This window comes from Pontibacter cellulosilyticus (genome assembly GCF_014306105.1).
Taxonomy (GTDB): domain Bacteria; phylum Bacteroidota; class Bacteroidia; order Cytophagales; family Hymenobacteraceae; genus Pontibacter; species Pontibacter cellulosilyticus.
The window spans coordinates 1,288,556-1,313,242 of record NZ_JACRVF010000001.1; the positions used below are offsets into that span (position 1 = coordinate 1,288,556).

General features: G+C 42.7%; 20 protein-coding genes. 4 read left to right on the forward strand and 16 right to left on the reverse strand.

The features are described 5' to 3' along the window. The first annotated feature begins 165 nt into the window (after window positions 1-165). On the forward strand, window positions 166-651 hold the full coding sequence (locus H8S84_RS05525) for a universal stress protein (protein WP_187066244.1): 486 nt from the start codon (window positions 166-168) through the stop codon (window positions 649-651). 87 nt (window positions 652-738) lie between these two features. Here the strand turns inward: H8S84_RS05525 and H8S84_RS05530 are convergent, their stop codons facing one another. From H8S84_RS05530 to ccoG, 4 genes are all read right to left on the reverse strand, one after another. After that, a complete protein-coding gene (locus H8S84_RS05530) occupies window positions 739-1,662 on the reverse strand; it encodes a universal stress protein (RefSeq protein ID WP_187066245.1) in 924 nt (307 codons plus the stop codon). 49 nt (window positions 1,663-1,711) lie between these two features. Then, complete coding sequence (locus H8S84_RS05535) at window positions 1,712-2,443, reverse strand: sulfite exporter TauE/SafE family protein (RefSeq protein WP_187066246.1); 732 nt, start codon at window positions 2,441-2,443, stop codon at window positions 1,712-1,714. Window positions 2,444-2,445: 2 nt separating this feature from the next. Further along, window positions 2,446-2,916, reverse strand: coding sequence for a FixH family protein (locus H8S84_RS05540; protein WP_187066247.1), 471 nt, complete (start codon window positions 2,914-2,916; stop codon window positions 2,446-2,448). Window positions 2,917-3,018: 102 nt separating this feature from the next. Then, window positions 3,019-4,425 carry a cytochrome c oxidase accessory protein CcoG gene (gene ccoG, locus H8S84_RS05545; protein ID WP_187066248.1) on the reverse strand — a complete coding sequence of 469 codons (1,407 nt, stop codon included), beginning with the start codon at window positions 4,423-4,425 and terminating at the stop codon, window positions 3,019-3,021. On the opposite strand from ccoG, the gene H8S84_RS05550 reads away from it, so the two are divergent. Beyond that, window positions 4,424-4,579, forward strand: a complete 156-nt coding sequence (locus tag H8S84_RS05550) for a hypothetical protein (RefSeq protein WP_187066249.1) — start codon at window positions 4,424-4,426, stop codon at window positions 4,577-4,579. The genes ccoG and H8S84_RS05550 overlap by 2 nt on opposite strands. Before the next feature lie 226 nt (window positions 4,580-4,805). On the opposite strand, the gene H8S84_RS05555 is transcribed toward H8S84_RS05550, so the two are convergent. The 6 genes from H8S84_RS05555 to hemN all read right to left on the reverse strand — a co-directional run bounded on the left by H8S84_RS05555 (window position 4,806) and on the right by hemN (window position 13,190). Then, entirely contained in the window at window positions 4,806-6,014 is a 1,209-nt protein-coding gene (locus H8S84_RS05555) for a c-type cytochrome (protein ID WP_187066250.1), read from the reverse strand. Next, complete coding sequence (locus H8S84_RS05560; protein ID WP_187066251.1) at window positions 6,011-6,205, reverse strand: hypothetical protein; 195 nt, start codon at window positions 6,203-6,205, stop codon at window positions 6,011-6,013. The genes H8S84_RS05555 and H8S84_RS05560 overlap by 4 nt, the downstream gene beginning before the upstream one ends. An 85-nt stretch (window positions 6,206-6,290) precedes the next feature. Further along, window positions 6,291-8,480 (reverse strand): cytochrome-c oxidase, cbb3-type subunit I, encoded by a 2,190-nt coding sequence (ccoN, locus tag H8S84_RS05565; RefSeq protein ID WP_222621575.1) that lies wholly within the window; start codon window positions 8,478-8,480, stop codon window positions 6,291-6,293. A gap of 143 nt (window positions 8,481-8,623) precedes the next feature. Continuing rightward, window positions 8,624-8,806: a cbb3-type cytochrome oxidase assembly protein CcoS gene (gene ccoS, locus H8S84_RS05570; RefSeq protein ID WP_187066252.1), complete on the reverse strand. Its 183-nt coding sequence runs from the start codon at window positions 8,804-8,806 to the stop codon at window positions 8,624-8,626. 38 nt (window positions 8,807-8,844) lie between these two features. After that, window positions 8,845-11,247, reverse strand: a complete 2,403-nt coding sequence (locus H8S84_RS05575) for a heavy metal translocating P-type ATPase (RefSeq protein WP_187066253.1) — start codon at window positions 11,245-11,247, stop codon at window positions 8,845-8,847. A 569-nt stretch (window positions 11,248-11,816) separates the two neighbouring features. Continuing rightward, complete coding sequence (gene hemN, locus H8S84_RS05580) at window positions 11,817-13,190, reverse strand: oxygen-independent coproporphyrinogen III oxidase (RefSeq protein ID WP_187066254.1); 1,374 nt, start codon at window positions 13,188-13,190, stop codon at window positions 11,817-11,819. A 278-nt stretch (window positions 13,191-13,468) separates the two neighbouring features. Here hemN and H8S84_RS05585 point away from each other — a divergent pair, with 278 nt between their 5' ends. Next, window positions 13,469-14,500: an SDR family oxidoreductase gene (locus tag H8S84_RS05585; protein WP_187066255.1), complete on the forward strand. Its 1,032-nt coding sequence runs from the start codon at window positions 13,469-13,471 to the stop codon at window positions 14,498-14,500. A 63-nt stretch (window positions 14,501-14,563) separates the two neighbouring features. Here H8S84_RS05585 and H8S84_RS05590 read toward each other — a convergent pair whose 3' ends face one another. Together H8S84_RS05590 and H8S84_RS05595 are read right to left on the reverse strand one after the other, a co-directional pair. After that, window positions 14,564-15,448 (reverse strand): MBL fold metallo-hydrolase, encoded by an 885-nt coding sequence (locus tag H8S84_RS05590; RefSeq protein ID WP_187066256.1) that lies wholly within the window; start codon window positions 15,446-15,448, stop codon window positions 14,564-14,566. A 189-nt stretch (window positions 15,449-15,637) separates the two neighbouring features. Beyond that, window positions 15,638-17,320: a T9SS type A sorting domain-containing protein gene (locus tag H8S84_RS05595; protein ID WP_187066257.1), complete on the reverse strand. Its 1,683-nt coding sequence runs from the start codon at window positions 17,318-17,320 to the stop codon at window positions 15,638-15,640. Window positions 17,321-17,969: 649 nt separating this feature from the next. On the opposite strand from H8S84_RS05595, the gene H8S84_RS05600 reads away from it, so the two are divergent. Next, window positions 17,970-18,848, forward strand: coding sequence for an O-antigen ligase family protein (locus H8S84_RS05600; protein ID WP_187066258.1), 879 nt, complete (start codon window positions 17,970-17,972; stop codon window positions 18,846-18,848). A gap of 11 nt (window positions 18,849-18,859) precedes the next feature. Here H8S84_RS05600 and H8S84_RS05605 read toward each other — a convergent pair whose 3' ends face one another. The 4 genes from H8S84_RS05605 to H8S84_RS05620 are packed head-to-tail and all read right to left on the reverse strand — an operon-like array spanning window position 18,860 to window position 24,683. Further along, window positions 18,860-19,612, reverse strand: a complete 753-nt coding sequence (locus H8S84_RS05605) for an ABC transporter ATP-binding protein (RefSeq protein WP_187066259.1) — start codon at window positions 19,610-19,612, stop codon at window positions 18,860-18,862. A 6-nt stretch (window positions 19,613-19,618) separates the two neighbouring features. Further along, window positions 19,619-20,413: an ABC transporter permease gene (locus H8S84_RS05610; protein ID WP_187066260.1), complete on the reverse strand. Its 795-nt coding sequence runs from the start codon at window positions 20,411-20,413 to the stop codon at window positions 19,619-19,621. A 5-nt stretch (window positions 20,414-20,418) separates the two neighbouring features. Then, on the reverse strand, window positions 20,419-22,593 hold the full coding sequence (locus H8S84_RS05615; RefSeq protein WP_187066261.1) for a glycosyltransferase: 2,175 nt from the start codon (window positions 22,591-22,593) through the stop codon (window positions 20,419-20,421). Next, complete coding sequence (locus tag H8S84_RS05620) at window positions 22,578-24,683, reverse strand: glycosyltransferase (RefSeq protein WP_187066262.1); 2,106 nt, start codon at window positions 24,681-24,683, stop codon at window positions 22,578-22,580. The genes H8S84_RS05615 and H8S84_RS05620 overlap by 16 nt, the downstream gene beginning before the upstream one ends. Window positions 24,684-24,687: the final 4 nt, after the last annotated feature.

Here is a 24,687-nt window from a genome sequence, read left to right on the forward strand (position 1 = left end):
TGATAAATATCACCTGCAAGGATGCTCATTGTCATAACGTTACTTGTGGCGGCAGCTTAATTTTACGTTATCAAAACATCCCTGCTGTACCAGTACATATTGCCATTTATGTTGCTTTAAAGCATGTTGGTTTAGGAGCAAAGGGTAAATAACAGGCATAAAATCATGACGAATATACTTGTGTCCACAGACTTTTCTAAAAGTGCCGAGCGTGTTGCGCAGTGTACTGCAGAGCTGGCACAGCTTGCCGGGGCAAGGCTTATACTTTTTCATGTATACCGAGCAGATGCACCGACAAACGAAGAACACGAAGAAGACACCAACAGCGAAAGGTATGTGCAGACAATGCTGGACCAACTCGCCAGAAAGCTACAAAAGCGAACAGGGGTGTCTGTAACGCGTCTTATGAAACCTGCTACCGATGCAAATGATGCCATTGATATTGCTAAGCTTATCAAAGCTGATTTTGCCATTGTATGTGCGCAGCACCTGCCTAAAAGCGCCCACACTTCAGTAACATTTTACGACGGTTTACCTGTCGTATCTGTTCCTAGTTTATACCCTGTAAACGCAGCAGCATTCAAACAACAACTTACCAGCCAGTTCAACTCCCTTGGCTGGTCTTCAGCTGCTTTAGCAGAGGTTGTTTAGCTGTATACAAAGGCACCTGCCATGCCTCATTTTACTCCTGCACCAACCTGCCTGCAACTGATGCAGGTAAGTATGGTAATTTTTCTATTAGCTATTCTCTATGCCAGTAATATTGGCAATCATTGACAGTTGTGTCGCCTGCTTGCTTGTGCAATTAGCACAGCACCCTGAACATGGCTTTTTCTTCTGCTGCCTGAATGTAAGTATAGGGTAGCGTGTATGATAAGCCATCGTTTTGATGTAGTTGCTGCTGAACAATCGCTTTAACAGGAAATTATCCTGCGTGGCAAGTATAAGCATGTTAGCAGATGATTTTTCGGCATAGTCACTGATGCCCTCCAGCATATCTTCTTCTTCTAGTAAACCCAGCTTTACTTTTTTACCGTGCAGTTTCTTTTCGATAGCGCGCATGGCAGCTTTGTAATTGCTTAGTTGCTCCCGCTCTTCTTTGGTGTAAATCTGCACCAGTTTCAGGTTCGCCTCTGCCTGCTCTGCAAATCCAACGATCTGCTGCAACACATGGTCTTCCTGGTCGGTAAAGTCGGTGGCAAACACAAGTGTCTCCAGTTTTTTGTATGTTACGGTGCAAGGCATTACCATCACCGGGCAACTTACCAACTCTATAATTGCGGCGGCGTTGTTCGGATCATTCAGGTTATCTTCCTGGTGCAGCACGCATGTTTCCATGAGTACCATATCCACAGCATTTTGTTTTACCACATCGGCAACGCAATCGCGCAGAAATCCTGGTCGCACCACACACTCATAAGGCACCAGTTTCGCAGTTGGCTTCTGCTCCTGGCTAAGTATACTTTCCCCAAAAGATCTTAGCTGGTGGATGTTGCGGCTTTGCTGCGTAAAGGTCAGGTCCGGTGTCTGGCTGGTGTGGAGCAGCAGTAGCTCTGCTCCCAAAGTGTTGGCAAGGTGCCATGCGTAGCGCAGTAATTTCTTACTCGCCTTGTCAAACTGCACGGGCACCAGCACACGTTTAATGGTTACATTCTTACACATAGTTTAGTAATGGTGAAGGTATAGGTTGTATGATAAATCAGTTTAAATTTTACTCTGTCTTCGCTACTGCAGGCTTTTTGCAGCAGCTCATCTCTGTTTTGTGCGTTGTGGTCTCAATTACTTTCGGGCTCAGGTAGGGAATTCCCAAACCAAGTCCGCGAACAATGAAAAGCACAGCCAGCGACATGCCTATATAAGGCACTGCCCTGTTAAACATGCTGCGCATTTTAAGGCTGATCAGCTTACCTGAAAGAGACACCAGGAACATGAGCGGAAACGTGCCCAGCCCAAACAAAGCCATGTAAAGCATAGCTCCTCCTACACTCGGTGCGCTGATAGCCCCGGCCAGTGCAATGTATACAAAGCCGCAAGGCAACAGTCCATTTAAAAGGCCTACCATAAACAGTGAGCCAAGAGAGTTTTTCTGGAAGTAGTAACCCAGCTTTTGCCTTACCCAGCTCATCAGTTTATCAGTACCAAGTATACTTACTGATTTGGCTTTTAGAGTTGCAGGCAAAACCAGCAGCAGCAGTATAAGCACACCCGATATGATGGATACAGTTTGCTGCAATCCGGCCATCTGAAGTGTTTCTCCGAAGGCCCCTGCCAGTGCGCCTAATATTGCGTATGTTACAATACGGCCGCTGTTGTACAGGAGCCGGCCGGCGTAGTAACGCCAGCCGGAACTCCCGACAAAGGGTAGCGCCATTGCTATAGGGCCGCACATCCCGACACAGTGGAAACTACCAACTAACCCAAAAATAAATCCAGCCCAGATCATGGCTACTTTATTTGTACTGTCTTTTCGGTATAATAGAATTCTTCGCCATCGCTGAAGTTTACACGAACTTTCCATACGCCACTCTCCAGGTCGTTTGTCTCCAGCAACTGGCTTTGGTCACGCCCAAGCTGTAACGACAGCTCCTTGTCCATTTTGTCATCTGACGGGCGGAAGAGTGTAATTGTACCGGTAAGGTTCTTGTCTTTGTATGTGGCAGGCATCTGCAATAAGATAGCATCTGCATCGGCTTTGTAATCCAGCATCACATCGCCTAAAGCCTGCGTGCGCTTCACTTTATCAATCTGGTCCTGGTACTTGATTTCCTGCTCATAGTAATCTTTGCTTACCAGGTCTACATCCTGCTGCATGGCCTTATACACGAACATGGCGATGTAAGCCATGAACAACACGATAGCCACTACAATGGCATAAGGCCACAGGGTGAAGCTTTTATTTTCTTGTGCGGTTTTCATCTTAAATGTCTTTTATACTTTGCTTGTCATTTAGAGCCTGGAGAGACATATTCTTAGAATTATTCTTAGTTCTCTCCTATCGCCGGGAAGACAGTTTATACTTTATTTGGCTGGCCCCAGAAACTTGGTTTCCGTTGTCGTGATCAGTTCATCACCATGGAACACCCCTATCTCTATTTCTGAGTTCATACTTGTCAGTTGCTCCTTTGCGATCTCGGTAAAGAACACACCTTCGGCTATCCCCTGCGCTGGAAGTATTAACTCATTGCCTATCACCTTGATCTTCCCTTCCTTGTCCATCAGCTTCAGGGTAAGCGGCATATCGTGGTTTGTTTTGTTGATGACAGAAATGTTGTACAGGTTCTTGATGTGCCCCTGCGCCGTTTTCTGGTACAACTGCCCCGGCGTACGAAGTATAGTTGCTTCGGCTTCGTCGCGGGTTATAAGCAGCGCTGTGAGTGCCGTTAATAGTATAACCAACACTGCAGTGTAGCCCATTACCCGAGGTGTGAAGAACGTCCACTTTTTACCCGTTTCAAGCGCTTGTTCAGACTCGTAGCGGATCAGGCCTTCCGGCTTTTCGATCATGCGCATGATGTCGTTGCAGGCATCGATACAGGCAGTGCAGTTGATACACTCCAGCTGCTGTGCACTGTTGCGGATATCGATGCCAGTCGGGCAAACCTGCACACATTGGTAGCAGTCGATGCAGTCGCCTTCGGTGCGTTCCTGGTTCTTGCGCAGTTTTGCGCGCGGTTCGCCACGGTTGTAGTCATAGGCTACTACTACTGTTTTCTTGTCCTGCATAACGCCTTGTAAGCGGCCGTACGGGCAAACGATGGTACACACCTGCTCCCGGAACCAAGAAAATACCCAGAAAAAAGCACCTGTAAATAGCAGCAGTGCCACGAAGCCGGCTTTGTGCTCCACCGGACCTTCAGAGATGATCTTTTGCAATTCATCTATCCCTATGATATAAGCCAGGAATAGGTTTGAGATCAAAAAGGAAATCAGCAGGAAGATGGTGATCTTTGAGCCTTTCTTCAGGATCTTCTCCGTATTCCAGGGCATCTTGTCCAAGGCTTTCTGTTTGTTGTAGTCGCCTTCGATGGCATACTCTATCCTGCGGAAAACCATCTCCAAGAATATCGTCTGCGGACATATCCAGCCACAGAAGATACGGCCGTATACCACCGTGAAAAGTATGATAAAGACAACAAGTGTAAGAAAGGCCAGCACCAGCAGGAAGAAGTCCTGGGGCCAGAACAATACACCGAAGATCACGAACTTGCGCTCCACTACATTTAGCATGAGCAGCGGCAGGCCGTTTATCTTGATAAAAGGACCGGCAAACAGTATAGCCAGCAATAGGTAGCTTACATATTTGCGGTAGTTGTAGAGTTTTCCCTTCGGCTTTCTTGGGTACACCCATAAGCGTTTACCCTCTTCATCAACCGTAGAGATATGGTCCCGAAATTCGTCCGGGGCCGTTTGGATTTTACTTGCCATGGCAGTGATAATTTGTGCGGATATTACTCCTGCCTGTTTTAAAAATGAAAAGTTACTTAGTAGAGATCACTTTGATCTGCAAGCACAAAATTCATCATTTGCCCTTTGCAAAAAGATGACGCAGGTCATCTTTGCTGCTGATCTTTGTCAATAGCTGCAGCTAAATTCAGAATGTCTGTCCCCGTAAGCCTCTGGCGAGTGTGTGGAACAGGGTGGCTACCCGCCACTTTGAAAATAAGTATAGATTATTACGCCAAGGGGCTTTGTGTTTGCCTGCATCCTGAAAGTTCTCGGAATAAGGGCATAGAGATAGCTATAAACAAAAAAGTTGCAGGTGTCGTGGCACCTGCAACTTTTTCTTAATCATAGTTTTATTATGCTTACATCTTTTCGCCCTGCGGCTCTTTTGCGTTGGCTGGGTTTGTCCCCTGTATGCTCAGGATATAACTGGATACCTCCAGGATCTGATCTTTGGTTAATTTACCCTGCCAAGGCACCATGCCCTTAGCTGGTACACCAAACTTCACAGTCTTAAAGATGTCGTTCACATCGCCACCGTGCAACCAATACTCATCCGTCAGGTTCGGCCCCACCGTACCCTGTCCTTCCGGACCGTGACAAGCAGCACAGTTTGTAGTGTAAATTGACTTACCAGACTCCAGTGCCGCCGCATCCGACAATACTTCGTAGTTGGTTACAGCATTCGGATCATCGGCGTTCTTTGCAGCAAACAATGCAGCCTGCTGCATCTCCATTTCATACTCTTCTTCCTGTAGCGCACCTGTGCGGAACACGTGGAAGTGCAGCATATAGCCTATACCAAACACAATGGTAACATAGAACATCATTTTCCACCAAGGTGGCAGGTCGTTGTCATACTCCTGTATACCATCAAAGTCATGGTCGGAGTGAATATGGTCTTTTGCTACACCAGTCATTAACGTTGCATCGCCTCGCATCAGGAACAGCACTCTGCCTGCCAATGACTCACGGAAATCCTCATCGTAGATAGAATCGCCCAGCATAGGCACAAAGATGCGGAACAGCATCACTAGCACCAGGATAGTCAGCAGTATGATCACGGCCGCTAAACCAAACGTAAAGAGCAGTACTGGCGGTAAATCCATAAATGCTACTTCTTCTTCCACTACAACAGCTTCTGCGTTTGCATCGGTGGCAGGTGTGGCAGGCTCTGCTACAACAGCCACAGCAGGCTTATCACTCTCGGCTTTAATGTAGGCTATTACGTTGGCAACATCCTCGTCTGAAAGTGAGCTACCAAAGGCAGGCATGGGTATTTTATTGAACTTCTCATAAACTGCCACAGCATCCTTATCACCAGCCTGTACCAGTTCCTGCGAGTTCTTGATAAACTTCACCAGCCACTCATCGCCTCTGCGCTTATGCACATCTTTCAGGGCAGGGCCTACCACATCAGCATCTATACTGTGGCAGGTCTGGCAGTTGCCTTCAAATATGGCTTTGCCTGCAACGGCATCTTGCGCCTGAACAGCCGGAGAGCTAACCAGTAGCAAGCCTGCCACCAGGGCAAGGCTGCTCTTACGGAAAACATTTTTTAAAGAGATCATTGTCTTACTCCTTCCCTTGTAGTGTTCTCATCTTCGTTACCGCAGGCTACATAGCTCATATCCTGCACATGCTTTTTGTCCATGAGGGCCACATACACGATCAGCCCCAGGAAGAACAGAAAGAAAATGCCAAATGAGATCAGCGGATATATTTCGATGCCGTCTATGGCTTGTAAAACGTTCTTATACATTTTTCTAGACTTTTTGACTTCCGGACTTAAGACAAGAGACTGGAGTACTTACTCGCTTGTCTTTTGTCTTAAGTCCTTTGTCAGGTTATTCCTGTGTTTCCTTCACTTTGATATCTGTACCCAGGCGCTGCAGGTAGGCGATCATAGCCACGATTTCAGCTTCTGGTTTCACCTCAATGCCTTCCTTCTTCAGATCTGCCGCTATACCGTTGGCCTGCTTCATCAGCTCCTCGTTGGCATTGGCGATATACTCATCCTCGTAAGGCACACCCAGTTTTTTCAGCGTCTTCAGTTTATCCTCAGTGGTGCTAAGGTCAACATCCTGCTCGAACAACCATGGGTAAGCTGGCATAATAGAACCCGGCGACATGGAGGTTGGGTCCATCATGTGGTGGTAGTGCCAGCTGTGCGGATACTTACCTCCCACTCTGTGCAAATCCGGACCGGTACGCTTGGAGCCCCACAGGAAGTTGTGGTCATACACGAACTCACCTGCTTTAGAATACTCGCCGTAACGCTCTGTCTCCGAACGGAATGGACGAACCATTTGCGTGTGGCAGTTAACGCAACCCTCTTTAATATATAGGTCGCGGCCCTGTAGCTCCAGCGAAGTATAAGGCTTCACACTGGCAATAGTCGGCACGTTAGATTTGATCACGAAGGCAGGTATAAACTCTACCAAACCACCGATCATAATTGCTACTGTAGCGAAAATGGCCATCTGCGTTGGACGCTTCTCGATCCAGGAGTGCCAGTGACCGGCGTTGTTTGATATAGAAGGTACAATTACAGGAGCCTCTGTTCTTTCGTTAGCTACTAAACTTCCAGACTTAGCGGTTTTAATCAGGTTATAAACCATCAGGAATACACCACCTAAGTATAGCACACCACCGATACCACGCAGGTAGTACATCGGCACGATCTGCAACACAGTCTCCAGGAAGTTAGAGTACTGAAGTGTACCCTCTGCTGTGAACTGTTTCCACATTAAACCTTGTGTGAAACCTGCCCAGTACATTGGAATAGCATAGAAAAGTATACCAAGTGTACCTAACCAGAAGTGCGCGTTGGCCAGTTTCTTAGAGTGCAGTTGCGTTTTATACAGGCGTGGGAACAACCAGTACAGCATCGCAAAAGTCAGGAAGCCGTTCCAGCCAAGGGCACCTACGTGCACGTGTGCTACGATCCAGTCGGTGAAGTGCGCAATGGCATTCACGTTTTTAAGCGACAGCATCGGGCCTTCGAAGGTAGCCATACCATAAGCAGTAACAGCTACCACCATAAACTTAAGCACCGGCTCTTCGCGCACCTTATCCCAAGCACCACGCAGAGTAAGTAAACCGTTAATCATACCACCCCAGCTTGGAGCGATTAGCATCACGGAGAAAACCACACCCAGCGATTGTGCCCAGTCTGGCAAGGAAGTATAAAGCAAGTGGTGCGGACCAGCCCAGATGTAGATGAAAATCAGGGACCAAAAGTGGATAATGGAAAGGCGGTAAGAGTATACCGGACGGTTTGCAGCCTTAGGCAAGAAGTAGTACATCAGGCCCAAGAACGGTGTTGTTAAGAAGAATGCAACCGCATTGTGGCCATACCACCACTGCACCAGCGCATCCTGCACACCGGCATAACCAGAGTAGCTTTTCAGGAAGTTAACCGGCATTTCGTAAGAGTTTACGATGTGCAGCACAGCAACTGTTAAGAACGTAGCGATGTAGAACCAGATGGCTACGTACATGTGCTTCTCACGGCGCTTAGCAATCGTACCGAACATGTTCCAGCCGAACACCACCCAGATCAGGGTAATGGCAATGTCAATTGGCCACTCCAGCTCGGCATACTCTTTAGAAGTTGTGATACCCAGCGGAAGCGTGATAACCGCCGAAACGATGATCAGCTGCCATCCCCAGAAGTTGATCTTGCTGAGGATATCGCTGTACATACGTGTTTTGCAAAGACGCTGCAGCGAGTAATAAACACCCATAAAAATGGCGTTACCCACAAAGGCAAAGATCACAGCATTGGTGTGCAACGGCCTTACGCGACCAAATGTGGTATACTGGTTGCCCATGTTCACATCCGGGTTCGCCAGCTGGAAAGCGATGATCACGCCTATCAGCATACCGGCAATGCCCCAGAACACAGTGGCTATACCAAAATCCCGAACGATCTTGTTGTCATAAAAGAACGTGTCGGTTAACCCCCGGTCCGTCCCCCTCGGCACGACCCTGTCGGGTGCATTTTCTAAGACTTCGGCTACATTACTTGACATGTGCGGTGTCCTCTTTAGTTTAAGTGAATTATTGTTTGTTTTGATATTTTATCAATCGACTATAGCTGCAAATTTCCGGAAGTACGCCTCGTTAAAAGATGATGAATGTCACTTCCGGAGGTGATTTATATCAGCAGCAGCATCTAGGCCTTCTTCTCCTTCGGTACCTGCTTAGCTTTAGAGCTGCTTTCGTTGTCGAAGAGCATGCGCACGGCAGGGGTATAGTCATCGTCGTACTGGCCAGACCTCACTGCCCACAGAAAAGCTCCCAGGAACAGCGCAGCCACCGTAATGCTCACAGCGATCATTAAAAAGATGATGTACATGGCTTTTTAATTAGGAATGATGAATTATTGAATATGATTTACAAGCCGGCTCTTTTGGAGGCAAACTTGACGGAAAGGGTAGCAAACACGATCACGCTTAGCGAACTGATCGGCATAAGTATGGCCGAAGCGATGGGTGAAAACAGCCCCTGTACTGCCAGCGTTAGACCAATGGCGTTATATACCAGCGACACAGCGAAAGTGGCAAGTATGATGCTCATCGTCTTTTTGGAGAAGGCCAGGAACTTGCTCAGTTTATCAAAGGCAGTCGCATCTAAAATGGCGTCGCAGGATGGTGAGAAGTTTGTCACGCTGTTTGTTAGGGCTATACCTACATCGCTTTGCTTTAAAGCGCCTGCATCATTTAAGCCATCGCCTACCATCAGCACCTTGTTATGCTGTGCCTGCAGCACCTTGATATTTTGCAGCTTTTGCACCGGCGATTGATTGAATACCAGCTCTGCTTCTTGCCCCAGCAAGTCCCTCAGCCTTTCCTGCTCATGGTTGTTGTCGCCGGATAGTACAGCAATCTTCTTATCAGAAAGATCACCAAGTATGCTTTTAAGGCCCTGGCGATACACGTTGTAGAAAGTATAGTAGCCCAGCACGACACCATCTATAGAAACATACACTGTAGTTTTTAGTGTGTCAGTTGTTTTATCGACAGGTATACCCAGGTAAGCCGCAGAGCCTACACGCACCAGCTGCCCGTTTACTTCTCCGCTTATACCTTTGCCGCTGTACTCTTTAAAGTTATCTACCTGGAAGGGTGCCTCTTTTAAGTTTTCGCTGATGCGCTGGCTAAGCGGGTGTGTAGAGTGGCGCATTACCGAAAGTATACTTCGCTCCTGCGCTGCCGTAAGGGCTTTGCCAGTATAACTTACCTCAGCTGCACTTGGCTCTGTAAGGGTGCCTGTCTTATCAAAAACAACCGTATCAATCTTAGCTAGTGTTTCTACTACCGATGTGTTTTTAAGGAAGAACTTATTCTTGCCGAACACGCGCAATGTATGGCCGTGCACAAAAGGCGTAGCCAGCGAAAGCGCACAAGGACACGCAATAATAAGAACCGACGTGAAAGCGCGCATGGCCATATCGAGGTCGCGAGGCACCCAGAACCAGAGCGTACCAATGGCCACTACAATAGTTACCGCCACAAACCACTGGCCTGCTTTGTTTGCGTAAGTTGCTACGGTTTGTGTTTCATCTTTCGAGAAAGCACTGTCGTTCCAGAGTTGCGTCAGGTAGCCTTGCGATACTTCTTTTACAACTTCTACTTCTACACTCTCTCCTATCTGGCGGCCACCTGCATAGATGATCTCACCTACCACCTTCTCCACCGGATCAGACTCTCCGGACACAAAGCTATAATCAATTAGTGCCCGTCCTTTTAAAAGTATGGCATCGGCAGGTATCAGTTCCTGGTTTCTGACTCTGATGCGGTCACCGATCTTAAGGTTTCTAACAGCTACTGACCTCTCCTCATCTTCGTGCAGCACTGTAACAGACACCGGGAAATAGGAAGTATAATCTCTGTCGAAAGAAAGCGTGTCGTACGTCTTCTGCTGGAAATATTTACCGATCAGCATGAAGAACACCAGTCCTGTAAAAGAGTCCAGGTAGCCAGGGCCGGTGCCGGTTATAACTTCGTAAACACTTACAAAGAAAAGAGCCGTTAGGCCAAACGCTATCGGGAAGTCGATGTTAACAAAACGTTGTTTTAAGCCCTCCCAGGCAGAGGTAAAGAACCCTCTGGCACTGAAGAGCAGCACAGGAATAGACAAGACAAGGCTTAGGTAGCCAAAGAAGGAGCCGAACGTGCGCTGCAATCCATCGGTTACGGCCAGGTAATCGGGAAACGCCAGCAGCATAACGTTGCCAAAGCAGAAACCGGCAATACCTAGTTTGTAGATGATAGTATGACTTTTCTTATTTACCTTCTTTCCATCTGTATCGGCCAGTGTAATATCCGGCTCATAGCCCAAGCGTGCCAGCAATGTTACCACTTCTCGCAGTGTGGTTTTCTGATGAAAGTATGTAAGGGATATTTCTTTGCGCAGGAAATTTACTGTAGACTCGGAAATGCCCGGATTTAGTTTGAACAGGTTCTCCAACAACCAGATGCAGGAGCTGCAGTGCATTTGCGGCACATAAAAGGTTAGCTTACAGATGCTGTCGTTGCGAAAGTTTATAAGCTGTGCCTCTACCCCTTTGTCGTCGAGGTAAGCAAAACGCGCCTCTGACTTTTGCGCCTTTCCGGTAATGCCAGGGTTTTGTTCGAGGTTATAGTAGGTGCAGAGGTTGTTTTCCTCCAGCAACTCGTAAACGGTTTTGCACCCGGCACAGCAAAAAGCCTTGTCGTGTGCAATAATTAGCTCATCGACGCAGGAATCCCCGCAATGATAGCAGTTCTGAACATTGGTTTGGAGTGCGGCTTCCATCTCAATTTTCTTTTAATGGTACTTTACAAAGTTAGATGGAAGCCCTTCCTTAAAAGATGACGAGCATCAGCTTTGGCGTTGATTGATGTCAGTGGAATCGCTTTGCAGTTGCTATACCTTTGTAGCGTTGCAAGTATTGGCTTACACACTATTGCCGGCTTATTGGCTTGTGTAAGCGGTGCAGTAAAAGCCTGCTAAAACTGCAACAATGCCTTTTCAGGCATTATGCTGGAGCAAATGCTCTGCATAAATTTTAGAGTTTAGTTTAGTATATTGGTAGATATTCGGCCTCCCCCCATGGTCGTTTCAAAAGCAGGTTACTTTGTAGCCTGCTTTTCCACATTTAAGGGCTACCTTCCAGATTTTTATTCTTAAGCTACTGCCATGACTTTATACTTCAGACCTGCTTTGTTGCAGCACTGGCTTATACTTTATCTATTTTGGTCTTCCGGTTGTGGTTGCTTAGTTTATACTTAAGTAACAGTAGGTAACACACCAAAAGAGAATACCCCAGCACCAAACAGCACCAGGGCATTTCCCACTAAAACACTATGTCTAACTGTGTATTTTTAGATCGCTTTGCTGAAAACCTGTTGTCCGGCTGGCTCTGTTTGTCTTAGTTTCAGATCGAAGACCATGCAGATATTTCGGGTAAACGCTTTCCCAAGTGGCGTTACCGTTAGTCTGCTGTTCTTGAGCTCTACCAATCCTTCTTCCTGCATCTCATTCAATTGTGCAAAGGCATCATCCGGTAAGAGCGCAAGCAAGCTGTCCTCCAGTTCAAGTTCTCCTTTGCAGGCGATACTAAGTATGGCTTCCTTCAAATCTAGGTCGTCTTCGGTCAGAAAGTGTCCTTTTAGTATAGCCAGTTCTCCACCTAATACAGCCTCTTTGTAAGTCTCTACTTTCTTCAGGTTTTGCATGTAGCCATACTTGGCGTCACTGATGGAGGAGGTACCTAACCCTATCAACAGGTCGGTTTGGCAGGTGGTGTAGCCCATAAAGTTGCGGTGCAGTTCTTTTTGCTCCCATGCTTTGTACAAGGTGTCCTGGGGCAGGGCGAAGTGATCCATACCTATGTCTGTATAGCCTAGCTGCTTAAACTTCCTCAGACCTAATTCATACAGTGCACGCTTCTCCGCATTGTCCGGCAGGTCTTTATCTGAGTAGCTTCGCTGCCCCGGCTTTACCCACGGCACATGCGCATAAGAATAGAAAGCAATGCGATCCGGCATCAGCTCTGCTACCTTGTCTATTGTTTCGCTTACACTTTGCGTGGTCTGGTAAGGCAGGCCATAGATCAGATCAAAGTTCACCGATTCATATCCAATCCTGCGGGCTTCCTCAGTAACGTGCTTTACATTCTCGAACGGCTGAATACGGTTTATCGTGATCTGTACTTTCGGATCAAAATCCTGTATGCCGTAGCTCACTCTTCTGAAGCCAAGGTCGAACAAGGTTTGCAGGTGCGCTGTAGTGGTATTGTTCGGGTGTCCTTCAAAGCTGAATTCCTTCTCCGGATGAAGTATGGCTCCCTCGTAAATTCCCTCCAGCAGCTTGCGCAGGTTTTCCGGTTTAAAGAAAGTAGGCGTGCCGCCACCGAGGTGTAGCTCTCTAATGATGGGCTTCTCAGAAAGCTCCTCCAAATATAGCTTCCACTCAGCAAGTATAGCCTGTATGTAGCCTTCTTCTACGCTGTGGTTTTTGGTGATGCGCGTGTTGCAGCCACAGTAGGTACAAAGCACCTCGCAAAACGGCAGGTGTATGTACAGGCTTATACCTTTCGCGGCATTGGATTCTGAGAAAGTATACTTTACCACTTCCATCCATTGCTTCGCATCCGGCACCGCTTTGTCCCAATAAGGCATAGTTGGGTAGCTGGTATAGCGTGGCGCCGGTACATTATACTTCTGTATCAGATTCTCCTGCTCAATCAAGTTCATTGTTACTGGTAATTTTACTGCAGCAAATTTCACCAGATCCTATCATTGGATTTATGACAAGGCTTATACTTAAAGATGACATTTATCAGTAAACGGCCACAGCACCCCTTACACTCAAATTATCTTGGCATTCACGAGGTTTTGCAGCATAACAAGGCATAGTGTGCCGGATAAGCTGCGTTTATCATACTATGTCTGCCCTGCCTTCCGTATGAACTATAACTATGCGGCTATAGGCGGCAACGCAATGGATAATCAAATTAAAACAAACTTAAACTATGACATTAACACTTAAATCACTAAAAGATCAGGTAATTGTAATTACAGGCGCCTCTAGCGGCATTGGGTTAGCAACTGCACTTAAGGCAGCCAGAAAGGGTGCAAAAGTAGTGCTAGCCTCACGCAACGGTGAGGCTCTTGCTAAGATTGAAGATCAGATAAAACAGGAAGGGGGCCAGGCGATACATGTGGTAGCAGATGTCGGACGCGAGGCAGATGTGCACAAAATAGCAGACGCCGCCATCGGCAGATTTGGAGGCTTCGACACTTGGGTAAACGATGCAGGTGTTTCTATTTACGGCCGCTTAAGTGAGGTTACAGACGAAGACAACCGTCGCCTATTCGACACTAATTTCTGGGGCCTTGTTTATGGTTCGCTTGCAGCTGCCCAGCACCTAAGATCACGTAACGGTGGTGCTATTATTAATATTGGCAGTGTGCTATCGGATGTAGCCATACCTATACAGGGCATGTACAGCGCCAGCAAACATGCCGTAAAAGGCTTTACAGATGCCCTGCGTATGGAGCTGGAAGATGAAAATGCCCCAATCTCGGTTACCCTCATCAAACCGGCTGCCATTAACACACCTTACACAGAGCATGCCCGCAATTACATGGACGAAGAGCCTACGCTGCCGCCTCCGGTTTACCAGCCAGACGAAGTCGCAGATGCCATACTTTACGCAGCTACCCATCCGCAGCGCGACCTCTTTATTGGTGGCGGAGGTAAGATCATGAGCAGCATGAACAAGTACGCACCGAGTGTAATGGATTGGGTTGGAGAGAACATGATGATCGATCAGCAAAAGAAAAAGCAACCTGCACAACACCACGAAGGTTCGCTGCACCATCACGGCCATGATGGCGAGATCTACGGTAACTATGATGGACATGTGCAGAAGAGCGTGTACACCAGAGCTAAGACACACCCGGTAATCACAGGTGTTGCTATTGCCGCTGCCAGTGCCGCTGCCATTGCATTGCTCGGCAAAAACAGTTTAAATAAGCTGGACAGGGATCTGACCAAATAAAAAGTATAAACCATAAAAAAAGCGCTCTGAGTATAGAGCGCTTTTTTTATGGTTTATACTTTACTAGAACAGCTGCAGCTGGTTATCTGCTACTGAAGTTTTGCCTTTGGCTGTTCTGGCTTTTGCTTTTACCGTTGGCTTTTGCTCAAAAGGTATGGCTGGTTCTATATCAATGTCATTGCTGCTGGATATTCTGAACACCTTCGTTTCTTCGTAGCGAGAGGCCACAACTACTTTCGTTCCGGTTGCATGCTCAGTAAACAGATCCTCTACCAGCTTAGGGCAATTATTGTTCTTGGAAAGGTGCGCCAGCAACACATGACTCATATGCTCCGGTTTGTACGCTGTAAACAGGTTTAGTGCCTGCCTGTTAGACAGGTGCCCTTTGCCTCCGCTGATTCTCCTTTTCAGATGGTAAGGGTAATAGCCTTCTGCCAACATCACTTCGTCATAATTAGCTTCCAGAATAGCTGCATGGCATTGGCTGAAGTAATGTATCAACTGCTCACAGGGTGCTCCAATATCTGTAAACACACCAACTTTTGTTCCCTGGTAGGATATCACAAAGCTATAGGGGTCTATCGCATCGTGCAGTTTGGGGAATCCAATAATCTCTAGGTTACCTATTGTTACCGGCACCTGTGCATGAAAAGTCTCTACCGGAAAATTAACTTCTTCAAACCTGGCCCTGCGCAGTGTGTGGGGAGTAATGTACACCAGCAGCTGGTACTTCTTCGCCAGCACAGGTATTCCTTTGATATGATCAGAATGCTCATGGGAAACGAAAATGGCCTTTACCTTGCTCATCGAGAGCTCAAGTCGTGCCATCCGTCTTTCTGTCTCGCGGCAGGAGATGCCGGCATCCACCAGTATGGCTTCCTGATCGTTACCGATGTAATAACAGTTGCCGTTGCTGCCGGAGTTAAGTGATGTAATTTGTAAATGCATGTTAAGACAAAGAGAGCAGACACCAAATTAGCTGCTGCCCATATGATTTAAAGTTAATGATGGTTCAGGAAGATTCAAAAGTAAATCCCCTTAAAGCAAACATTTACTTAAACAAGATATTAAATGGTGCTTATTCCAAACTGAATGAACTGTACAGCTAACTACAAATACCGGTTTGAGGTTCAGGAACTATAGCTTTATTATTTTTTTAACTATTGATCTGTTATTATCTGTCACTTTCAGCAGATATACACCTGATTTAAGATTTGAAAAGTCAAGTGTTCTTTTAACATTTTGAGGAAGGAAGGTCTCCTCGATAACATTTTCTACAGGAACACCATTAAGCGAGAATAGACTAATAAAGATTCTGGCAAGTGAATTAACTTGGAAAGATATATCGAGGTAGGATAATGTTGGTACTGGGAATACTTCTACATGTTCAAAATTAACATCTGCAGCATTTCTTAAAACAGTGGTATTATTCATTCTGTAACTTTGGTTAGTAGTCCAGAGAAGCTCATTTGAATTTGAATTTACAGATCCGGTGCCTGGGGAGTTTAATTGATGCTTAACAAAATGTAGTTTGGTCACATTTCCATCGTCACGGGTTCCAATAACATAAAATTCTTCTTTGTCTATGCTGCCATCTGTTAAGCCATTCTTATTTAAAAATACAGGATATCGTAATGCAGAGCTGCCCCAGCCTGCCGCTGAATAAATTATTTCTCTCTCAGACCAGTTTATAAGGTCCCCTGAGTATCGGAATGCCACTTGTAGTGTATTATCCTGGTTAATATACTCTTCCACTGCAATAAAATCGTTTGTGCTCTCATTGAACCTTGCTACTGTAAACCGTATTGTGTTCTTGTCATTAGTAATAACCGGTTTGTTTGCCGGCCCCCGAACAGTAAAGTAACTATCTATTTTGTCTTTTGTGTATCCTTCTGGCAGTGCTGCAATCCATTCTTTGCCTGACCATGTCTGATATCGTTGCGGTACGATAGCATCCTCCTGTTTAACACGAATGAGTTTAACACCACCTGTACCATCCATAGATGCGTCAATCACATAAATGTAAATATAACCATCGTGAATTATGGAAGAGGGGTGGCGTAACCCCTGAGATAGCTGTTCACCATCAGCGGAGACGTAACCTGCAGATGGCCACGCAACGGGACCTATGTCATTAAAATATTGCGCACTTAAACTAGAGTCTTGTTTCATGCTAGCCCAGTTGCCATTTAAGAATCCGAAGTACGCTTCCCAGCAGTCTGCATAAGGTGTACCTCCGGAATAAGTATCTGGATTACTGCTGTTAATTACGAAACCAGGCCTTACCGTATTCTGATATAAGAAATCATAGATCTTTTCATTCTTATTCTCCCCGTGGCTCAGGGCAAAAACAATATTCCCTCCATTTTGGCCATTAATGATATGAGCAGAAAAAACGCCATTATAATTTCGCCTCCAGTGATGGTTTTGCCAGGAGTTCCGGTAAATATGTTTTGTACTCGCAAGAAACGCTGGATCATAAAATCGTTGCCACCAATGTGACGAGGATGTGGCGTAAAACCTAGGTTTGGAATCTCTTCTGTTGATCTTTATTTTATCATTGGCAGGTACTGCTAAGTTCTGACTGTGATACCAGACAGTTGAGAAGAAAGTAGTAGAAATAACCATAAAACCACTATGCTGAGGTAAAATTACTGGTGGAGCTTCATTCCAGAGTTTTAAGTCCTTGGCTTTGTTTTCGAAAAAGGTATTGTATGTGGATTGATTATATATTACTGTATCGTTATGCTGAGATCTTACCGCAAAGCCACTCAACAACAGCAAAACAGAAAAGTAATATTTTACATACCAGGTCTTCATAGGCACTATTATCTAAATAGTACCATATACATATAATATTAAATTAATGATTCATACTATTATCAAAATATCTTCATATTAATATAGAAGTTGAACTGAATTTAAACGTATAAAAAACAATATATTCAACATCAATACTTGAGTAATTATAGTATAAATTTTGTACTAATGGTCTATTAATGAACATCCAAATAGTCAGAGAATAGCTGTTTAGGATAAGCAGGAATATGGCTGGATAACAAGAAAAATACCTTAATTTTGGGAATTATATAGACACGCTATGAGCAGACAGGAAACGATATTACTTTCTTTATTTACCTTATTTTTCGCTACTCTATACTTTTCACAAATTAATGCTATCAATTTTGCGATAGCTGGGATATTAGTAATTTATACTTTCTCGGTTGGCACGCTAAAAGAAAAAATTGCCTTAGTAAAAGAACGGAAGTATATACAGTGGGCGCTAATCTTTTTTATTTTACTTATAGTAAGTGCATTGTTATCTGAAAACTTTGCAAAAGGCCTGCACTATTTAAAACTAAGGATTCCACTTCTTGTATTCCCCTTAAGTATTGGACTGCTAAATCTGAGGCCTGCTTTCAAAGAAAAGTTGTTATCGAGTTTTGCTTTAACAACTGTTGGAGTATGTGTGGCTTGCTTGCTTTACGGCATCTACAACTATACTTCTAATAACCAAACAGACGCCCTTTACAACGACAACTTTACTTCTCTCCTAGAGCAGCAATCTGTTTACATTGCTCTGCTGATAAACTTTGCAATATTTATAATCGGATATCAGGTTGTTTACAAAAGAACAACATATCCTTTCATACTTACAGTGGGGGGTATTTTTCTGTTATTTATTACCTACCTTTTAGGAAGCAGGATAAACATTGGAGTGCTGGCTATTGTAATTGTAGGCTTTGGATTTTATTATCTTATAAGCAACAAAAAGCTTCTGGAAATTGCAACTCTTTGTTTAGGTTTGATAATGGCTGGCGTTATTATCTACAAAGTACAGCCCCAGATGCTTAACAGGTTTAAAGAGCTTACTTATAACAAGTATGAGTATAGCCATATGGGGGCAGAAAGCCACTATGGGATGGAGCTAACGGAAGACCAATGGAATGGAGCAAACTTCCGGCTTGCTGCATGGCGCTGTGGGTGGGAAATATTTACTGAGAATCCTGTTGTGGGAGTGGGCCTTGGAGACAAAAAGGACAAACTCTTTTCTAAATATGAGCAAAAAGATTTTCGTTTTGCCATTGAAACAGGTAAAAATGTGCACAGCAATTATTTAGATGTTCTGTACGGATTAGGGATTATAGGCTTTGCCATATTTGTTTTCACTTGGGTGATATTACCCTTTATGCATGCGTTTAAGAATAAGAATTGGCTGGCGGTAGTCTTTATCTTTACGCTTGCCTGTGCATGGGTAACAGAGATATACTTTGACAGAAGCTTAGGCGGTATGGTAGCTGGCTTCTTTATCCCGTTTATACTTATTGCCGGGAAAGAAAAAGAATAAAAAAGGACAACCTATTGGTTGTCCTCTATATACTTACTTATTGCTACTTCAGTATCTCCAAAGTAAACCAGCTCACCTTGTTTCATAAAGGCTGCTCTGCTGCAGTACTGCCTGATCACATCCATGGAGTGACTAACCAGGATCACAGTTCTTCCCTTAATCCATGAGCTTTCGAATACCTTTATCGCCTTTTCCTGAAACTTAGCATCCCCTACTGCGAAGATCTCATCCAGGAACATTATGTCTGCGCCTGCTTTAACAGCAATAGAAAAACCTAAACGGGCAACCATACCCGAAGAAAAGAATTTGATTTTTGTATCAACAAACCCTTCGAGTTCAGCAAATTCGATAATCTCATCAAATATAGCGTCAATCTCTTTAATCTTTAGACCAAGAACAGATCCGGATACATAAACGTTTTCCCTGGCTGTTAACTCATGGCTCATGCCTACGCCAAGGTTCATTAACATAGTAGACCCTGTTACATTAATGTAGCCACTATCAGTTGAATAAACACCAGCTAAGAGCTTAACTAATGTAGATTTGCCTGAACCATTTCTTCCTAATAAACCAATGCACTCCCCTTGCATGATCTCCATAGACATGGTTTTAAGGGCAGGTACATATTTAGTTTTAGGCGGATTAAATAAATTAAATAGTCTATGTTTTACTGTATTATGACTATCCTCTGAAATTTGAAAAGTCTTACAGATATTCCTCGCCTTAATAGCAACCGCACGATCAACTGTAGTAGTGTTTTCCATAATAAATTAAAGCTTTTCAGCAGCTTTAGAACCAAGTTTGTTTAGAAGTATGAGACCAATAAAGAATAAAATTAAGGCATATAATATATCAAACCAAAGCAACTCATAGTTTGGATTCACTCCTTGCATTAATACTCTACGTGCATTAATAATTATACCTGCAATAGGATTACCAAATTCAAATGCAGGAAGAGCCTCTTTAAACAGAGAGTGTTTATAAAAAATAGGAGACAAGAAAAATAGGAAAGTAGTGAAAACCTGCCATATTTGAGTAACATCCTTTGCTATAATGTATAGACAAGATAGAATTAGCGACACTCCTAAAGACAATATGAACAAGTTAAGAAACAGCACAATAATCCATATACTATTAAGATTCATACCATTTGAAGCAGGTTCAATAAGATTATAGAAGATTATAAACATTAGTAAATTAAAAAAGAAACCAATGCTGTTACTTAAGAGTGTAGATATATAGATCTCTAATTTATTCATGTTACTGTACTCATACAGGTACTTCTTTGTATTTAGTATTTGTACTGTTCCAGATGTACTCTCTACAAAGAAGTTCCACAAAATCAGTCCAATGAAAATATATGAAGCAAATGCAGGAACATCAGAGCTTAATATAGTTTTGAAAACAATGTAATAAATAGTTACATCTACGATGGGTTTAAGAAGTGCCCAAAATAGGCCCAGTTTGTTCTCATAATAACGCAACTTAAATTCAATTTTAGCTAATAGCCATAATCTTTCTGATTTATTAGATCTTATAAACCAGTTATTTAGTACTTGTAACATTTATTTTAGGCCTTAAATTTATTGTAAATATGAATTGCTTTCTTCCTTAAATAAGGTTGTTGTTTGATGAACGTAAATAATTTGCGAATTAACTTAATTTTATAAAAACTGCCACTATATAGTTGATAATCTATAGTTGGATTATTAACTATATAACCAGGCCCGTTTGCATTTAAAAGATTCGTTATTTCTACAGCATAAATACTATAAAATTCACGATGCTTATCAGCTAACAGTTGATATAGATACCTTTGGTTCTCATGATTAAAGCCTCGAGCCATAGAGTCTTTTCTTACCCTATACATAAATAGTACCTCAGGTATAACAACTCCTCTGAAACCCTGTTTAACCATACTTATCACACTATCATAGTCTTCCATACCATATATAAACTTTTTATCATTGAGTCCTGCAATAAGAAAAGAGGTCCTATTGTAAACAAGGCCGCTTGAATTGATCATATTATGGTAAAGTAAGTATGGTGGTTCTGGGTTAAATGATGGCCATATACCATTTGCACCATCAAAGTACTGTACCCAACTACCTACAAAATGCACATTCGCTTTTCTGGTCAATATTGATATAGCACGAGCATAATACTCTGGATCTACAACATCATCAGCATCTAAAAAAGCAAGGAACCTACCTTTAGCTAATCTTGCTCCAGTATTTCTTGCCTCTGCTAAGCCAGAATTAACCTGTGAAGAAACAATTATATTCTCTTTTGATGACAATGATTTAAGAACACTTAAGCTTTGTTGGTCATCACTACCATCATCTACTATAATAATTTCAATTTCTTTATGCTTTGATGAAAGTATAGATTCAACAGTTTCATTGATGAATTTGCCCATATTGTAGAAAGGGACCACAACAGAAAGTAGTAAAGACTGCTCTTCTTGGAAATCCACCTCTCTTTTAGGAGCAACAGCTCCTATTTCTCGGGTAAATTTATAATTAGTTTCATCACTTATTTTTTGAGTGTGGTTTTCTATTATTCCTAGCTTATCTTCATAATAAGCCTGTGGATCACATTTATTGGCTACAGTAACTGCAGCATTATCTCCTATTTCTTTTATTCTTAATTCGTCTAAATTAAATATAGTTCTTAATTTATTTAAAAAGGAATCATAGTCATCATGATCGAAAAGAAACCCATTTAATTCATCTACAATTAACTCCTTATGCCCACCTTGGTTAGAAGCAAGAATAATTTTTTTACTAGACATACACTCTAAAACGGTATATGGGAGATTGTCTACAGTACTCGGAACTATAACAACCTTTGCAGAACTAATCTCTTCCTTTACTTCATCGGGTGATAAAAGGCCTTTAATTTCAAGTAATCCTTTAGATAAATAATCTGCATAATTTTCTTCTATGTATTCCCCCATCGTACACTTTTTTGCATGATAGTAGAAGTTATTGTCTCCTATTAGTTGTAGCTTATATTTTAGGCCGCTTTGCCAAATATTTTTAAAATATCTTAAAGTTTCTAGAATTCCCTTAGAAGGAGACAACTTAGCTAGAAACACAACTTTGTTCTCCTGAACAATACATTCATTGGGTTCAGAAGCGAAGAAAGGATTATGAATTACATGAATGTCACGATCTATCTGCATTCTATCATGCAGGCAGTCAACAAGATATTGGCTTGGAGATATACAAACATCGGCTGCAACGATGCAATACTTCTCCATTTCCCCTATCCAAAAATAGGGGAGCTTGTAAGTATTAATGTGATTATATTCAAAGTAAAGAAATGAAGGAGCATGGCAAGTAATGACTACTTTCATGTCCTTATATAAACTTTCACCTAGATTTTTCCTTTGTAGTAGGTAATATGCTATTCCATTATATTCTTGTGCTTCTATCCAATCAGGGACACCTTCTTTTTCAGCAAATAGTTTTACTATTTCTGCAAAGGAATAGCTAATCATTGTTTCATACCCCAAATAGGAAGAAGTATCTGAAAAATAAGGTGAAAACTCAATGACTCTTACACCAAATCTGTCCTCCACAGCATAACTCTGCACATACCTATTAGGGAGGAAAATAGTAACATTGTTGCCATTTAGCTTTAGTACCTGACTCCAGTGCTTACAGTACGTACCGATTCCTCCTCCAAATTGTGGTGGTAGTTCAGTAGTGAGTAACCAATAATTTATTTTTTGCTCCATAGGGAAAGAACAGGCCTCTTCAATGTCATAATTTTATAAACTTTTTTCAGCCTTAGTCGTGCTAAAGACGGTGTAGGCTTCAAATGAATAGGTGTGTAGACATCTAAAGGCTTACTGAAAACATACTGCTGAAAGCTCTCGACTCCCTTCTTTGTACAATAAGTATTATTGTTTGTTTTACTGGTAATATGTTTCCCAAAAAGCTTCTGAAGCTCATGATGAGAGTCTGCTTTATTAAATAAGTTTTTAACCCTTAGTTGAGCGTTGATACCTAAAGCTTTACTGACTGACGGTTCACCCATTAGTGACTCGATTTTCTCAACGAATAAATCGGCCATTTCTTTAGGGTCATCAAGTAATGGTAGTAGTATGCCTGATTCTTGATCCACTAACTCTTCTTGCCCACCAACATTTGTTGCTATTATAGGTGTTCCTAAAGACATTGCCTCATACAAAACGGTTGCGATACCTTCCCACTTAGATGGTAAAATCAAAGCATCCGCAGCTTTTATTATTTTCAAACCATCGCTATGGCTTAAATTACCCACAAATGTTATATAACATGTAAGCCGATTTTGATAGATAGCATCTTCAAGATATGATTTCTCGGGGCCATCACCACAAATAATTAATTTGAATTTTCTATTGCGTTTCTTGAGTTTCTTAGCAATTTGGATTAGCAATGGTATGTTTTTTTGCTCAACTAATCTTCCGGAAAAAGCAATAAGAAACTTATCACTAGACTTATTAGTATTTGCAAGACAGTTATCCATCGAAAAACAATTTAGGAATTCACTTTCCTCAATATTAGCTCCTAAATACACAACTTGAGTTTTAGATTCTTCTACTCCTTCTTTGCACATCCATTGTTGTAGATTCTTACTTACAACAACATGCTTATCTAATAAATGAGTATGTTTTGATGAGATTTTAGGGAAACCGCCTTTGTTATAATGTGGCTCTACTACATGATTTATATCAATAATATTTAAATAAGGAAAAGTTCCTCGCAACCATTGTAAGCAAGAGTAAAAAATTTCTGAATGAGATAGTACTAAAAGTTCAGGCTGTCTTGTACTAAATATATACTTTATAACACTCAGATATTGAACTGGGGAGCATAAATTACTTAAATGAAAAACAGCTGTACTACATTCCTTAAACACATCTGTTAGAGGATGATCACTACTTTGAGTTGTGACAACAACAAAATCGTATAGATCAATCATGCTTCTCATCCAGCCTAGAGTAAATTGCTCAACACCACCCAACTGTAGCCAAGGTAGCACAACTGCTATCATTGGCTTCTGTTTTGGGAAAGCATTGGCAGTAATACTTACTTCATGAAATGTTCTATCGAATGATATGTCTAGAAGCTTACTCTTTATGCACTTTTTGTACTTTTTATCTAAGTGCTTCTTAAATAATGCTTCATTTTTTCCCTCATCCCAATTTTTCCACTTTATTCCCGTTTTGGAAGATGTTCTATAGTGAAATAAATATTCAGGAATTGTATATCCCCAGTGGCCATGAGCTGCTAAATTTATCCAAAACTCCCAATCTTCTAAACCTTCTTTTTGTTCTTCATTGAATGGATAATCAAGAACACATTGCTTTCTAAATAAACCACAGAATGCAACATAATTCTTTTCAAGAAACTTTTCCTTCATTTCAAATCCGAATTGCCATTGGTAGTTTTTATCTCCAAAGCCAGTAGACCATGAGTTAACAAAAGAAAAAGCTCTGTTAAGCTCAAGAGTCAATAAAGCTTTTTCTAAATAGCAATTTTCAATCAAGTCATCAGAATCAATAAAAAAGATATAGTTATACTTTGCCAGCTTTGCGCCTGCATTTCTAGCTGCAGGAAGACCTCTGTTCTCACTATGATGATGTACTCGAATTCTTCTATCTCCAGCTTTAAGTATCTTATCTAATATTTCTTTAGTTTCTATTTCATCACTCCCGTCATTCACAATAATCCACTCCCAATCTGAAAAGTTTTGGGTTACAACGGAGTTATATGTTTCCCAAAATATATCAGTTTGGTTGTATAAAGGGGTTACAATACTGACTCCTTGATCAGTAGTCATGTTA